At 54.4% G+C, this 14,524-nt stretch carries 17 protein-coding genes; 8 read left to right on the top strand and 9 right to left on the bottom strand.

Going from position 1 to position 14,524, the window contains the following annotated elements; all coding sequences use genetic code 11:
* Positions 1–9: 9 nt before the first annotated feature.
* Both rho and hemJ read right to left on the bottom strand, forming a co-directional pair.
* Positions 10–1,281 (bottom strand): transcription termination factor Rho, encoded by a 1,272-nt coding sequence (gene rho, locus ACXJGX_RS07740; protein ID WP_474780772.1) that lies wholly within the window; start codon positions 1,279–1,281, stop codon positions 10–12.
* Between the two features lie 118 nt (positions 1,282–1,399).
* Entirely contained in the window at positions 1,400–1,849 is a 450-nt protein-coding gene (gene hemJ / locus ACXJGX_RS07735; RefSeq protein ID WP_474780270.1) for a protoporphyrinogen oxidase HemJ, read from the bottom strand.
* A 406-nt stretch (positions 1,850–2,255) separates the two neighbouring features.
* On the opposite strand from hemJ, the gene ACXJGX_RS07730 reads away from it, so the two are divergent.
* The 4 genes from ACXJGX_RS07730 to dnaQ are packed head-to-tail and all read left to right on the top strand — an operon-like array spanning position 2,256 to position 4,990.
* Complete coding sequence (locus ACXJGX_RS07730) at positions 2,256–2,855, top strand: Maf family protein (RefSeq protein ID WP_474780268.1); 600 nt, start codon at positions 2,256–2,258, stop codon at positions 2,853–2,855.
* The gene (locus ACXJGX_RS07725; RefSeq protein WP_474780266.1) at positions 2,852–3,679 is read left to right on the top strand and encodes a shikimate dehydrogenase; all 828 of its coding nucleotides are present in this window, start codon (positions 2,852–2,854) and stop codon (positions 3,677–3,679) included. Before ACXJGX_RS07730 ends, ACXJGX_RS07725 begins: the two co-directional genes overlap by 4 nt.
* Positions 3,676–4,266, top strand: a complete 591-nt coding sequence (coaE, locus tag ACXJGX_RS07720; protein ID WP_474780264.1) for a dephospho-CoA kinase — start codon at positions 3,676–3,678, stop codon at positions 4,264–4,266. Before ACXJGX_RS07725 ends, coaE begins: the two co-directional genes overlap by 4 nt.
* Complete coding sequence (gene dnaQ, locus ACXJGX_RS07715) at positions 4,259–4,990, top strand: DNA polymerase III subunit epsilon (RefSeq protein WP_474780262.1); 732 nt, start codon at positions 4,259–4,261, stop codon at positions 4,988–4,990. The genes coaE and dnaQ overlap by 8 nt, the downstream gene beginning before the upstream one ends.
* On the opposite strand, the gene secB is transcribed toward dnaQ, so the two are convergent.
* Positions 4,983–5,486, bottom strand: coding sequence for a protein-export chaperone SecB (gene secB, locus ACXJGX_RS07710; RefSeq protein ID WP_474780260.1), 504 nt, complete (start codon positions 5,484–5,486; stop codon positions 4,983–4,985). The genes dnaQ and secB overlap by 8 nt on opposite strands.
* Before the next feature lie 58 nt (positions 5,487–5,544).
* Entirely contained in the window at positions 5,545–6,003 is a 459-nt protein-coding gene (locus tag ACXJGX_RS07705) for an FxsA family protein (protein ID WP_474780258.1), read from the bottom strand.
* A 111-nt stretch (positions 6,004–6,114) separates the two neighbouring features.
* On the opposite strand from ACXJGX_RS07705, the gene ACXJGX_RS07700 reads away from it, so the two are divergent.
* Genes ACXJGX_RS07700 through ACXJGX_RS07690 form a run of 3 tightly spaced genes read left to right on the top strand, consistent with a single transcriptional unit; the run spans position 6,115 to position 8,276 of the window.
* The gene (locus tag ACXJGX_RS07700; RefSeq protein WP_474780256.1) at positions 6,115–6,774 is read left to right on the top strand and encodes a Tim44/TimA family putative adaptor protein; all 660 of its coding nucleotides are present in this window, start codon (positions 6,115–6,117) and stop codon (positions 6,772–6,774) included.
* A gap of 15 nt (positions 6,775–6,789) precedes the next feature.
* The gene (mltA, locus tag ACXJGX_RS07695) at positions 6,790–7,689 is read left to right on the top strand and encodes a murein transglycosylase A (protein ID WP_474780254.1); all 900 of its coding nucleotides are present in this window, start codon (positions 6,790–6,792) and stop codon (positions 7,687–7,689) included.
* A complete protein-coding gene (locus tag ACXJGX_RS07690; RefSeq protein WP_474780252.1) occupies positions 7,689–8,276 on the top strand; it encodes a Smr/MutS family protein in 588 nt (195 codons plus the stop codon). Before mltA ends, ACXJGX_RS07690 begins: the two co-directional genes overlap by 1 nt.
* On the opposite strand, the gene ACXJGX_RS07685 is transcribed toward ACXJGX_RS07690, so the two are convergent.
* From ACXJGX_RS07685 to hslV, 4 genes are all read right to left on the bottom strand, one after another.
* Positions 8,259–9,494 (bottom strand): MFS transporter, encoded by a 1,236-nt coding sequence (locus ACXJGX_RS07685; protein WP_474780250.1) that lies wholly within the window; start codon positions 9,492–9,494, stop codon positions 8,259–8,261. The two genes, ACXJGX_RS07690 and ACXJGX_RS07685, sit on opposite strands and share 18 nt — an antisense overlap.
* A gap of 379 nt (positions 9,495–9,873) precedes the next feature.
* Complete coding sequence (gene hslU / locus ACXJGX_RS07680; protein ID WP_474780248.1) at positions 9,874–11,178, bottom strand: ATP-dependent protease ATPase subunit HslU; 1,305 nt, start codon at positions 11,176–11,178, stop codon at positions 9,874–9,876.
* 8 nt (positions 11,179–11,186) lie between these two features.
* Positions 11,187–12,254: a hypothetical protein gene (locus ACXJGX_RS07675; protein ID WP_474780247.1), complete on the bottom strand. Its 1,068-nt coding sequence runs from the start codon at positions 12,252–12,254 to the stop codon at positions 11,187–11,189.
* A 293-nt stretch (positions 12,255–12,547) separates the two neighbouring features.
* The gene (hslV, locus tag ACXJGX_RS07670) at positions 12,548–13,117 is read right to left on the bottom strand and encodes an ATP-dependent protease subunit HslV (RefSeq protein WP_474780245.1); all 570 of its coding nucleotides are present in this window, start codon (positions 13,115–13,117) and stop codon (positions 12,548–12,550) included.
* A 28-nt stretch (positions 13,118–13,145) separates the two neighbouring features.
* On the opposite strand from hslV, the gene ACXJGX_RS07665 reads away from it, so the two are divergent.
* Positions 13,146–14,126 (top strand): hypothetical protein, encoded by a 981-nt coding sequence (locus ACXJGX_RS07665; protein WP_474780243.1) that lies wholly within the window; start codon positions 13,146–13,148, stop codon positions 14,124–14,126.
* 55 nt (positions 14,127–14,181) lie between these two features.
* Here ACXJGX_RS07665 and trxA read toward each other — a convergent pair whose 3' ends face one another.
* Positions 14,182–14,502, bottom strand: a complete 321-nt coding sequence (gene trxA / locus ACXJGX_RS07660; RefSeq protein WP_474780241.1) for a thioredoxin — start codon at positions 14,500–14,502, stop codon at positions 14,182–14,184.
* Positions 14,503–14,524 lie beyond the last annotated feature (22 nt).

Below are 14,524 nucleotides of genomic sequence, written 5' to 3'. Positions count from 1 at the left end.
AACAAAAAGTTACGTGTTCATCGAATCGAAGAAGTCCGAATTTGTCTTCGTCTGCTTCAATTTTCCGATCAAGAATTCGATAGCATCCGTGGTCCCCATTGGGTTCAAAATCCGACGCAAGACGTATGTCTTAGCCAAATCGCCCTTTTCAACCAACAACTCTTCTTTGCGCGTACCGGATTTCAAAATGTCTATCGCCGGGAAGACCCGCTTGTCAGCCACTTTGCGATCCAGCACGATTTCAGAATTACCGGTCCCTTTGAATTCTTCAAAGATGACCTCGTCCATCCGGCTTCCGGTATCGATCAATGCGGTCGCGATGATCGTCAGCGATCCGCCTTCTTCGATGTTCCGGGCAGCACCAAAGAACCGTTTTGGCCGTTGCAACGCGTTGGCGTCGACACCACCAGTCAGAACTTTACCCGACGACGGCACAGTCGTGTTAAACGCCCGTCCCAGACGCGTGATCGAATCCAACAGGATCACAACATCACGCTTGTGCTCGACCAGGCGTTTTGCCTTTTCGATCACCATTTCCGAAACAGCCACGTGCCGCGTGGCCGGTTCATCAAAGGTCGATGAAACAACTTCGCCCTTCACAGACCGCTGCATGTCGGTCACCTCTTCGGGCCGTTCGTCGATAAGCAGCACGATCAGATAAATCTCTGGGTGATTTTTTTCGATGGAATTCGCAATGTTTTGTAGCAGAACGGTCTTACCGGTCCGTGGTGGCGCCACGATCAAACACCGCTGACCTTTCCCGATTGGCGTCACCAAATCAATGATCCGCGCAGAACGATCTTTGATAGTTGGATCTTCGACTTCCATTTTCAGCCGCTCATCAGGATAAAGCGGTGTGAGGTTATCAAAGGCGACCTTGTGTTTGGCCTTTTCGGGATCTTCAAAGTTGATTTGTTCGACCGACGTCAGCGCAAAATAACGCTCGTTGTCGTTTGGTTCTTTCATCACGCCTTCAACGGTGTCGCCAGTGCGCAACGAATATTGCCGGATCATGTCGGGGGACACGTAAATATCGTCGGGTCCGGGTAGATAGTTTGCCTCTGGTGACCGCAAAAATCCAAACCCGTCCTGCAAGACTTCTAGAACACCGTCGCCGCCGATCACCCATTCTTCGTCGGCGCGTTCACGCAAAATGGCGAACATCATGTCGCCCTTGCGCATTGTCGATGCGTTTTCGATCTCCAGCTCTTCAGCCTGCGCTAACAATTCTTTCGGGCTTTGTGCCTTAAGGTCAGCAAGGTTCAAACGGCGTATGCTCATCATAAAATCCATCACCGAACGGTATGTCGGTGTCTTTGTCGATTAAAACGGAAAAATCTGTCCCGGACGGGAAGTGCCCGCAGACATAGGCCCCCACACCTGCCAAGTCAATATAGGCTTAAAATGGCCGCACAATCACTGCAACGACGATAACGACCATCAGCACTGTCGGGATCTCGTTTGCGAGCCTGTAGGTGCGCCCAGAGCGCGTGTTGGTGCCTGCCGCGAACTCTTTGCGCCGTTTGCTTAGCCAGCCATGAAACCCGGACATCAGGATAACCGATATCAGCTTTGCCCATGACCAGACCGACCCCCAATCAAACGCGCCAAGCGCGATCATGATCAGCCCTGCAATCCACGCAGCAATCATCGCCGGATTGATGATCACCTTTAGCAGTTTTTCTTCCATAATCTGGAATGTGGCATCTAGCTCTGACCCGACAGTTGCCCGCTCTGCATGATACACAAACAACCGCGGCAGATAGAACATACCAGCCATCCACGCGATGACCGCCATGACATGCACGGCTTTGATCCAGTCATAATACGGATTTAGAAATTCAATCATGTAGCCCGCCAGTTCCCGTCACTTCTTTCTTAATAATTATATATAGAAAGAAAAGATGATGATGTTCGTAGTCATCGCATTTTCTGTGGTTTATTTTTTCATCCGCAGACTTATCCCCAAGCTGGGGAAATTTAACGGCCCTTAGGTCAAAGCAAGAACAAAAAATATATTCTATATAAAACAAAGACATAGATGATATATATTTTTCCAGAACACAAACTGTTGTAACATTGACTCTGTCTTTGCGGCCGATTCCTCCACAGGACCGACTTATCCTTTCCCACCGTGGAAAAATGGGCATAACCACAGGCATAAGTCGCGATCGATACACAGGCCCTGGCGATCGTCTGATTGCCCCACAGGTCGCCCGCAGACTGACACAGGGTTTTTCCAAAAGGTTATCCACATGACGACATCCATCATTTTGGCCTCTGGTTCTGACATTCGCGCGACATTGCTGCGCAACGCCGGCGTCGATTTCACCACCGTTGTTGCCCGCATAGATGAAGACACAATCAGACAATCGCTACAGGCAGATTCCGCCTCGCCCCGCGATATTGCGGACACCCTAGCCGAGATGAAAGCCCAACGCGTGGCCGCAAAACACCCCGATGCTTTGGTCATCGGCTGTGATCAGATTCTTGCTATCGGCCGCGACATTCTTAGCAAACCCGAAAATCAGGAACAGGCGTTTGCACAGCTGCAATCGTTACGTGGCAAGCCGCATCAGTTGCTGTCCGCTGCGGTCATTTATGGCGACGGGAAACCGGTTTGGCGCCATGTTGGTGTTGTGCGTTTGCATATGCGCGAATCTTCGGATGCCTATTTGGCCGATTATGTCGCCAGAAACTGGGAAAGCATCCGGCACGCGGTCGGTGCCTACAAGCTAGAGGAGGAAGGAGTGCGACTTTTTACACGCATTGAAGGAGATTATTTCACTGTGCTCGGCCTTCCGTTGCTGGAACTCTTGTCTTACCTGTCGCTTCGCGGGACATTGCCATCATGACCCAATTTCCGCGCGCCTGTGTTATCGGGAATCCTATTTCCCATTCTTTGTCACCCAAGCTGCACAGCTTTTGGCTGGAACGCTATGGGCTGGACGGGTCATACACAGCGCTTAAAGTCACAGAGCAAGACCTTGAAAAAACGCTGCGCGCGTTGCCCGCCCAAGGGTTTGTTGGCGCAAATATCACGCTGCCCCATAAGGTAAGCGTTTTGCAGATCGCGGATCAGATTACCGACCGTGCGACGCTTGTCGGTGCGGCAAACACACTGATCTTCAAAGAAGATGGGCGTATTTTTGCTGACAATACAGATGGTTACGGTTTTATTTCTAACTTGCGTCAGGGCGCGCCAGACTGGGATGCCAAATCTGGACCCGCGATGATCCTTGGTGCTGGTGGTGCCGCACGCGCGATTATTGTTGCACTGGCCGATGCTGGCGCGCCTGAAATCATTTTGACCAACCGCACCCGTGCAAATGCCGAGGCTTTGCGAGCAGATTTTGGATCGCGCATCCGCGTTGTGGATTGGGTTCAGGCATCCGCTGCCCTGCCAGAGGCCCATGTTCTGATTAACACCACGTCGCTTGGTATGAAGGGTGGTCCAGAATTTAAAATGTCGCTTGATAACTTGCGTCCCGAAACGGTGGTCACGGATATTGTTTACAATCCCTTACGCACCCCGTTCCTTGATGCGGCCGAGGCCGCGGGCTGTCTGACGGTCGACGGGTTGGGTATGTTGTTGCATCAGGGTGTCCCCGGGTTTGAACGTTGGTTCGGAAAGCGCCCCGAAGTTGATGAAGCAACCCGGCAAGCCGTCCTTGCATGACCTATCTTTTGGGTTTGACCGGGTCGATCGGGATGGGAAAATCCTCCACGGCACAGATGTTTCGTGACGCGGGAGTTCCTGTGTGGGATGCAGACGCAACTGTACACGACCTTTATGCCCAGGGCGGCGCGGCGGTTGGACCCATTTCCGCTGTTTATCCCGATGCCATCCGGGACAATGCTGTGTCGCGTGACGCCCTCAAGGCGTTGATAGCGGCTGATCCTGCGGTCATTACCCGGCTGGAAACCATCGTGCATCCGCTTGTCGCCCAAAACAGACAGGCGTTTATGGACACGCATGATGACCCGTTGCTTGTGTTTGATATGCCTTTGCTTTTTGAAACCAATGCAGATGATTGGCTCGATTCAGTTTTGGTTGTCTCGGTCCCAGCCGAGGTTCAAAAATCTCGGGTCATGTCCCGTGCGGGCATGACGGAACAGCAGTTTCAGACCCTTATGGCCCGCCAGATGCCCGACGCTAAAAAACGTGATCGCGCGGATCATGTGATTGAAACGCTGACGCTGGACGGCACCCGCACCGCTGTGCAAAAACTGATCGCAAAGCTAAAGGGCCCCACTGATGCGTGAAATCGTTCTTGATACCGAAACCACAGGATTCGAACCCGGCGAAGGTGACCGGATCGTGGAAATCGGTGCTGTCGAACTGTTGAACCATATGCCAACGGGCCGGACGTATCATCAGTATATCAACCCCGAACGGTCGATGCCTGCGGGTGCCTTTGGCATTCACGGAATTGGTCCTGATTTGCTCGAACCACCGCAGCAGCCCAAACCGGGTCAGGAAACTTTGCGCGATAAGCCGGTTTTCAAAGACATCGCGCAGGGCTTTGTTGATTTTGTCGGCAACGCCAAAATGGTCATCCACAACGCTGCATTCGATATGAAATTCCTGAATGCCGAACTGGGTTGGGTTGGTCGACCATTGCTGCCGATGGATCAGGCCTTGGATACGCTTGCTATTGCACGGCGCAAATTCCCCGGCTCTCCGGCGTCGCTTGATGCGCTTTGCCGTCGCTTTGGTATCGATAATTCGTCGCGCACATTGCACGGCGCGTTGCTGGACAGCGAAATTCTGGCCGAAGTTTATCTGGAATTGATCGGCGGGCGGCAGCCGGACTTTGCCTTGGCGTCGGATACACGCACGCGCAATGCGTCAGGTATATCCCAAGACTGGCGACCGACCCCGCGCCCCCACGCTTTGCCGTCAAAATTGACAGCCGAAGAAGTCGCCGCCCACGCTGCCTTTGTGGCAAAACTGGGCGACGACGCTGTTTGGAAAAAGTTTAGTTAACGACGGGCGCCGCTGCTTTTTCAGCTTCTGCACGGCGGGCCAGTTCAGACCGGTACAGCGACAAGAAATCAATGGTTTCAAGGTTCAGCGGTGGGAAACCGCCGTCGCGTGTGACGTCGCTAACGATGCGGCGCAGGAATGGGAAGGTAATGCGCGGGCATTCGATCAGCAGGTAAGGGTGCATTTGTGCCTCGGGCACACCTTCGACCAAAAACACACCCGCATATTCAATTTCCAGAACGAACAGCGGTTCGCCCTTTTCTTTGGTTTTGCTGGTGATGTTCAGCTTTGTAATGACTTCGTACTGGTTGTCAGCGGTCCGCTTTCGCGCGTCCAAGTTCACCTGAACCTGAATTTCGGGCTGTGCATCGCCGGACACGCCTTTTTGCGCCAGAATGTTTTCAAACGACATGTCGCGGATATATTGGGCAAGCACGCGGCTGTTCACTTGGACGGGCTGTGCAGGGGCCGCACCGTTTTCGGGGGTATCAGACATAAGAAACTGCTCCGGTTAAATTTGGTTGGCGTGTTCGTAGCAGTCAACGCTGGCAGGCTCAATGCCGGGTCCAGTCTGACGGCGTTTTATCGGTATTTATCTCTTCAAATTCGCCATCAATCACATGACTGGGACGGCTTTGAGGTGTCGGGCTTGTTACAAAGCTGGCGAATTTTACCCGCTTGCGCATCCACACAAACGCGGCCTGTCTGATCTGGGGCACCAAAAGCGACAACCCCACGGCATCTGTGAAAAACCCCGGCGTCAGCAATAGTGCGCCAGCAAACAAAATCATCGCCCCATTGGCGAGCGGCTCAGAAGGGTCCTGAAGCTGTGAAAAAGACTGCTGAAGCTTGGCCAGTTCGCGAAGCCCTTGTTGGCGCACCAGATAAGATCCGGCAATTGCGGTTGCGAATACAATCAACAGCGTCCACCAAATCCCGATGATCCCACCCACCTGAATGAACAAGCTGATTTCGATCAACGGAATTGCTATAAAAGCAAGCAATAGCCACATCTTTTGTGCCTTTCTAAACCAATGTTGGCCCAAGGTGGACTTGGCCCTGTTGAACACCTACATAGGGATCAACCGGGGATGTTTCCATGCCCCACTCTGAACGAGGTCCGGATGAACTCTTATCTAGAACTGTTGGTGCTTGCGGGCATTGCTGTGTTTTTGATCCTGAAACTGCGTGGCGTTTTGGGCACGCGCGAGGGGTTTGAAAAACCCGCAGTGCATGCACCCAAAGAAGAACGCCGTAGCAAGCGCCCCGATTTCGACGTGATCGAAGGCGGCCCTGATCTGGATATTACCGATCATATTGCCGCAGAAAGCGCGGCAGCAAAGGCGCTGGCAGCGATGAAACGTGTCGATCCTTCCTTTAACGTCACAGAATTTCTGGGCGGCGCCCGTGGTGCATATGAAATGATTTTGATGGCGTTTGAAAATGGTGATCTGGCGTCGATCAAACCCTTCATTTCGGATGATGTATACGATGCTTTTGCCTCGGTCGTAGACGACCGTAAAAACAAGGGTTTGACTGTCCACGCGAACTTTATCGGGATCAGCGATATGTCGTTGGCCGCAGCTGAATTTGATGAGTCCACCAAAACGGGTGAAATCACCGTGCGGTTTAAATCTGAAATGACATCTGTGGTGCGTGATAACGCTGGCGATATCGTGGAAGGTAGCGACAAAGAAGTGAAGCGCCAGAAAGACACCTGGACCTTTGCCCGCGACATGGATGCTGGCGATCCCAACTGGCAGCTTGTTGCAACAGGCGAATAAGGTGCAGTCAGGCCGATGGCGGAACCGACATATACAACGCTATCGTTTGACGATTTGAAAGATTGGGCGGCTGATGACCATCAGGCCGCCCTTGATGTTTTTCTTGCCAGCCCTGCCGGCGCTGAATGGCAAGATCGCGCAGCGACGGCCCCTACTGCCCGCGCTTTTTTCGAAACCCACTTTCAACCAACCTTGATCGAAGACGGTCGGCCGATGGTTTTCACCGGATATTATGAGCCGGAATTGATTGGGTCGCGTGTAAAAACCCAAGATTTTTCCGTTCCGATCTATCCAATCCCGGCGGATTTTGACCAAAATGCCCCCTATCTGACCCGCCGCCAGATTGATGAAGGCGCAGCGCGTCCTGCATTGGCGTGGCTAGCTGATCCCGTCGATCTGTTCTTTTTGCAGGTGCAGGGATCTGGCCGGATCACCATGCCCGATGGCAGCGCAATGCGCGTCGGATTTGCCGCCAAAAACGGGCATCCTTATACCTCGATCGGCAAAGTGCTGATTGCGCGCGGTGATCTGTCTCTTGAAACGGTGTCCCCTGAAACGATCCGCGCCTACGTCCGCCAAAACGGGGCGGCGATCCTGTGGGAAAACCACAGCTATGTGTTCTTTCGCGAAATTACCGACATTCCTTCTGACCACGGTCCGATTGGGGCGCAAGGCTGTGCGATCAGCGCGTTGCGCTCGATCGCGGTTGATCCTGCGTTCACGCCGCTTGGTACGCCCGTGTGGATTGAACGCACCGGCATGGCGCGCCTGACGGTGGCCCAAGACACTGGATCAGCAATCAAGGGTGCGCAGCGCGCCGATATTTTCTTTGGCACTGGTGCTGTCGCTGGACATCAGGCGGGTCAGGTCAACGACGGTGGTCGCATGGTCGCCCTGCTGCCGGGTGTGGCATAATGCGGCGGCCCAGACATCTTTCCGAAGAGGAACGCGCCCTGTGGGACCGTGTGGCTGAACGTGCGAAACCACTTGCGCCACAGGCCCAAGTCAAACAGCCGCCCCAACCCAAAGCTGCACCCAAACCGCAAACACCCAGCTTTGCGCCGCTACCGCAATTCAAAGTCGGCCAAGCCGTGAATCCCCATCGGCCGCACGACATTTTGCCGAAACTCACAGACAGGCTCGCGCGGGCGCCGGTCAATATGGATCACAAATCTTACGGCAAAATGACCCGTGGGAAAATCGCTCCAGAGGCACGGATCGACCTGCACGGCATGACCATCGCCGAAGCTCACCCCGAATTGGTCGCCTTTATCCTTGGGTCACATGCGATCGGGCGGCGTCTGGTGCTGGTGATAACCGGCAAAGGCAAAGACCGCGACGATGGCGGCCCGATCCCCACCCGCAACGGGGTTTTGCGCCATCAAGTGCCGCAGTGGATGGCGATGCCCCCGATGAACCACGCGATTTTGCAGGTCACGCCCGCCCACCTGAAACATGGCGGGCACGGGGCCTATTACGTCTATTTACGCCGCAGCCGTTAGGCGGGCTTGGGCTGCCCTGATCGCGGGCAACATAGCGAGCGATGCAATCACAAAGGTTGCGGAATAGATCAACAACTGGGTTTCAAACCCCAATCCCGCGTCAATCAACGCCCCCGACATCCCGGGCCCAATCGCCGACCCCAGAACCATCATCGCCACCGCCGCCGATTTGATCGCGCCGATGTTGGCGGTGCCGTAATAGGTGCTCCAGACCGATCCGGGCAGGGTTGACTGGCCACCGCCAGCGATCCCCATCAAGATCACACCCAGCGCGGACCATGCAATCGTTGGTGCGAAAGCGTGCAGGATGAACGCAACTGAATATGGCAGCAGATAAATCGGCAACAGCCGACCGACGCCGTATTTATCAACGGCCCAGCCAAACAGGAAATTGGACCCCATAAAAGCAAAGGTTCCCAGCGGAAATACCGCCACCAGTGACAGATAATTCCAGCCTTTGATTTCTGCAAAATGGACCTGATGGAACCAGAATGCTGTGGCAAACATCGGAAACAGCGTCATCGCCGGTGCCAGCGTCCAGAACAATGGATGCCGCAGCGCCTGTGCGCGGGTCCAGTGCCGCCCGTCCATGCCCGTCGCGCTGTCGCTTTTGGTGCTGGATTGCGGCGTGCGTTCCAACCGCAGCAACCGCCACAGGATCGGGGTCATGATGACGATAAACACCGCAAACCCGACCCACATCATCCGCCAGGGGACATAGGTTTTCATCCAAACGGTGCTGACAGGCAACGCAGCTTCGGCCAGCACAAACCCCAATGTGGAAATCGCCAGCGCCCGCCCACGTGTTGCGATAAACCAGCGCGAAATCGCAACAATGGAAATTGTGCTGCTCATGCCTTGGCCAAAAAACCGCAGACAAAAAATGACAAGCGCAAGCCCAATCACATGGGTATTAAACGCCATGGCAAGGCAGGCCATTGCCAGACACAGCAGGACAACAACGCCCAAACTGCGCACGCGAAATGTGTCTGTCAGCCCGCCCGCAAAGATCATCACCCCGGCAGAGGCCATAGTGCTGACCATATAAAGCAGACCCCACTGTCCGTTGCTCAGCCCATATTCCGCACGAATTTCACCGGCAAAGACTGCAATCAGAAAGGTCTGCCCGAAACTGGACAAAAACACCAAAATGGCCCCAACCAGAAGGTAAGGCGCATTTTCGCGAACAAAAGTGAGATAGGTTTTCAAAGGGGTCATTGCGCCTTTGTGATCCGCAACATGCGGAAGGGAAAGGGCAAAAAGCTACGGATAGCTGACAGGCCTTCATCAATGAAGCCATCGCGAGACAAAGCGATGACCTTTATTCTGGCAGATTTTAGCTTTTAGACCTTTGTCACAGGCAAGGCTTTCAACCAAAGTTAAGGTCGCGCCGGCGAGGTTTCTGAATCGATCTCACCAACAAGACCGATCCCAAATTCCGCAGTCACTTAACCGCAGTGACAACAAGGTCGGCGCGCCCGCCTCACATTTTTAGATCGCCGCGCATGCCCCATTTCGGAGCACATGCGTGACACGATGCCAATCGTGCATTTTCCGAAGAATAGGGCGTTATCCTAGGAGGCGCGTTAAACCCCGATCACAACACATACCGGCTTAGGTCTGTTGATCGCGACAGCGCGCCAAGGTGCTCTTCTACGAAGGCGGCGTTGACCGCGACCTCTTCACCACCCCGATCAGGGGCGTTGAACGACAGATCCTCGAATACGCGTTCCATCACCGTATAGAGACGCCGCGCGCCGATATTTTCTACCGCCTCGTTGACCTCTGCCGCGATTTTGGCAAGCGCCTTGATCCCGTCGGGCGTAAAGGTCACGGTGACCGCCTCGGTTTGCATCAGGGCGGTATATTGCAAGGTCAGCGCATTGTCGGTTTCGGTCAAGATGCGCACGAAATCTTCTTCGGTCAGTGCGCGCAGTTCCACGCGGATCGGCAAACGGCCTTGCAATTCAGGCAACAAATCCGATGGTTTAGCCACATGGAACGCACCTGACGCGATGAACAGAATATGATCGGTTTTGATCGGGCCGTGTTTGGTGCTGACGGTGGTGCCTTCGATCAGGGGCAGCAGGTCACGCTGCACACCTTCGCGGGATACATCAGCGCCACGAGCGTCAGCGCGGGCGCAGACTTTGTCGATTTCATCCAGAAACACGATGCCGTTTTGTTCGACCGCTTCCAGCGCGGCCTTCGTCACGGTTTCATCGTCCAGCAGTTTGTCGGCCTCGTCCGCGATCAGCGCGCCATAGCTTTCGGCGACGGTCATGCGCTTTTTGACAGTGCGCCCGCCCATTTTACCGAACAGTTCGCCCAAATTCATCATGCCACCCATTCCGCCGGGTTGGCCGGGAATTTCGAACCCGCCCATAGGGTTAGAGGTATCGGCCAGTTCCAGTTCGATGACGGTATTATCCAGATCGCCCGCCTTAAGCTTTTTGCGAAACATCTCGCGGGTGCCTTCGCGGGCGTCAGTCCCAGCCACGGCGGTGATCACCCGTTCTTCGGCCGCTTCGCGCGCTTTGGCTTTGACGTCTTCGCGCATATGTTCGCGGGTATCCAAAATCGCGGTATCCATCAGGTCGCGGATGATCTGTTCCACATCGCGGCCAACATAGCCGACTTCGGTAAATTTCGTCGCTTCGACCTTGATGAATGGCGCTCGCGCAAGTTTCGCCAACCGCCGCGATATTTCGGTTTTACCGACGCCGGTGGGCCCGATCATCAGGATGTTTTTGGGATACACTTCGTCGCGCAGATCGTCGCCCAACTGTTTGCGCCGCCAACGGTTGCGCAAGGCCACAGCCACAGCGCGTTTGGCGTCATGCTGCCCGATGATAAAACGGTCAAGCTCGGAAACGATTTCACGGGGGGTCAGGTCGGTCATGTCAGTCCTTAGGAATGAATGGGGGGAAGGCGGTGCAGGGGTACAAAGCCGGGCATCAATTTAAGAATGCGGGCGCGGATCTTTTCCCAGAACGCACCCAGCAAAAGCAGGACAACCCCAAGGATGAGAACCGTCAGCGCGGCACCATCCCCATCAAGGACTGTCGCGGCCAAGGTCACGATATAGCCGATGGCGGCAATCAGGAACGACCTGCGGTCGATCACAATCGCGACAATGGCGAAAAGCGCAAGAAAGATCAGCAACACCAGGTTTGCGCCTGTGGTGTCACGGTCCAGCAACGACAGTGCCACAGTGTTGACAAGCGCGGGCGCGGCCACCACGTGCAGCCAAAATCCGTTGGCGCTGCGCCGTGTGACGCGATGTGGGTCGCTCATGTCAAACGCCATTGCGACGGCGAACACCAGCAGGCCCAACACAAGCGTGATCACTGCAAATGGCCCCCCCGCAGAAAGCAAAAAGAAATCGCTGATATCGCGAATTTCGCCACCTTGGCTGGCTGTAAACACCACCGAGACGACGAACAGGCCGACCGCGATCATCGCCATCGCAAACGGCACCCGGAATCGCCACCAATACACAAGGACCGATAGCGTCGCGAGGAATAGCGGTAGTGGTACGCTGCTATAGTCATTTTGCGCGATCATAAAGGGTTCTGACATCGCAGCGATCAGCCCTGATGCTGCGTTGATCGCAAACATGATCGACAGCGCAATTGCGGGCGCGACCATGCGGCGTCTGCGCACAAAATATTCAGACAACAGCCACAGCAAACCTGCCCCAGTCAGGGCAACGACGACGGCATATTGCTGAACATTCACGATGCTGCCGCCCAGTGCCACGCCAACGACACCCATCCAGCCAACCGATAGGATCAACAGTCCAATAACGATAAATATCTCGTTGAAGCCGCGGAACAATTCAAAAGGTTCATCGCCAGCGGAAAGATTTTCGCGCGCCCCACGCCGACTATCGGCAAGGGTAACCAGACCAGCTGCCTGCTTTTCATTGATTAAACCGCTGCTGACAGCGGCGCGAATGTCGTTTCGATCAATCATATGAATCCTCATTTGCCTGAAACACCTAAGACGTCTTCGGCGCAGGTCCAAGGGGTTGCTGTCGAATTTGACCTAAATTGCAGCTGTTCACAAACCCGCACCGGTTTGTGTTTTACGGATTTTCACGGTCTTATTTTGTTTTTTGATGGTGCGGCAGACCGAAAATTTGTGCTGGGAACAGATTGCGTATTCGATCGTGCAACCATCATTCGACAGCGTGTCGGCGGTATGGAACGATCAAATTTCAGCACCCCCCAGCAGGGTAGATGCATCACCTGATAATGAGGTTCGGATTAGGCGCCGATATTCTCACTAATGCTTTCGACGGTCAGCTTTCCGTTGGTGTAAACACAAATATCAGCGGCAATCGCCATTGCCTTGCGTGCGACTGCTTCGGCATCCAGATCGGTATCCATCAACGCACGTCCAGCAGCGAGTGCGAAGTTACCCCCGGACCCGATCGCAGCAATGTCGTGTTCGGGTTCCAGCACATCACCTGCGCCCGTGATAACAAACAGGTCTTTTCCATCGGTCACGATCAACATGGCTTCCAGCTTTTGCAGGTACTTGTCAGTGCGCCAATCTTTCGCCAACTCGACGCTTGCGCGGGCCAGTTGACCGGGTGTGGCCTCTAGCTTTTTTTCAAGCCGTTCAAGCAATGTGAATGCGTCAGCGGTCGATCCGGCAAAGCCAGCGACCACGTCCTGCCCACCCGGTGACAGGCGCCGAACCTTGCGCGCAGTGCCTTTGATCACCGTCTGGCCAAGACTGACCTGACCATCACCGGCGATCACAACCTTGCCGCCTTTGCGCACGCCGATAATTGTGGTGCCGTGCCATCCGGGAAATTCGTCTTTTGCCATCGTCTGCTCCTTGCGGGTTGGTGCATATATGGCGGGCATTACACGCGCAAACAACCCCGGTGGCTTGTCGATGGGCCGCGGTGGCGATAGCGTCTGCTATATGACCGAAGAAAACATTGTCACATTTTATTTGCATGCAAGCCTGCGCCAACAAGCGGAAAGCGGGAACCACAATTTTATCAAAATCGTAAGCAAGGTTTTACATGACGCCGGGCTTACCGTGGCGTTTGACGATGACGATATGATGGCGCGGTTACGCGCCTTATCGCGACCGGGGCGTAGCTTGGTTTTGATGGGTGATCCGATTGATGATCGCGGCCTGACGTTTCGCAAAACGTATATTTACCCGTTTTGGCATATCGAGAAGCAGGCAAAGCGATGGGAGTGGCCAGTCGCGCAAGAAACATTCGACCCCAGCTTGCAGTCATCCACCAAATCTACGGGCTTTCACCAGCGATGGTGCAAGCGGCTATTTGATCGCGCACCGACCCGGGACGGATTTATCTATGTGCCGTTACAGGGCCAATTAACCGAACAAAGATCGTTTCAGGCCTGCCCCCCGATTGCGATGATCGAGGCCGTTTTAGAGCATGACCCGACCCGCAATGTTTTGGCAACCCTGCATCCAAGAGAGGTTTATAGCCCCGAAGATTTGGCAGCATTAGAGGCGCTTGAAAAACAATATGACCGGCTCGTGTTGGCCGTGGGGGGGTCCACAGACCCTTTGCTGACGTGTGATTACATCGTCACCCAGAATTCCGGCGCAGGCTTCATGGGCTATTTTTTGAAAAAACCGCTGGTCTTGTTCGCCCAAAGCGAATTTCACCACATCGCGTTGAATGTCAGGCAGATGGGGGTAGCATCGGCGTTTGACGCGGTGCCCGATCACGCGCCAGATTATGCGGCCTATCTGAATTGGTTTTTGCAACAGCACGCGATCAACGCGGGCAGGCCAGAAGCGGAAAAAGTGATCCGGCGCGTTTTGCGCAGGCACGGTTGGCCCGTTTGAAACGAAAAAGGGCGCCACAACGGGCGCCCGAATTCATCAGATAAGTTGAAAAACCTTAGATCGATTCTTTGATCCAACCTTCAAGAACAGCTTTTGGTGCTGCGCCTGTTTTGTTCGAGACGACTTCGCCGTTCTTGAACATAAACAGGGCGGGAATGCCGCGCACACCCAATTGGGCTGGCGAATTTGGGTTTTCGTCGACGTTCACTTTGACGATTTTAATCTTGCCGTCGTATTCGGCAGACAGTTCTTCCAGTGCGGGACCGATCTGGCGGCATGGGCCACACCATTCTGCCCAGAAGTCTACAACGACTGGAATATCTGATTGACGGACTTCGGCATCAAAGGTCGCATCGGTGACGGGTACGGTTGCCATTAGGTTACTCCTTGGCGCAAAT

The sequence above is a fragment of the Yoonia sp. SWMV100 genome (assembly GCF_056108365.1).
This window is presented reverse-complemented; position numbering and strand designations above follow the sequence as displayed.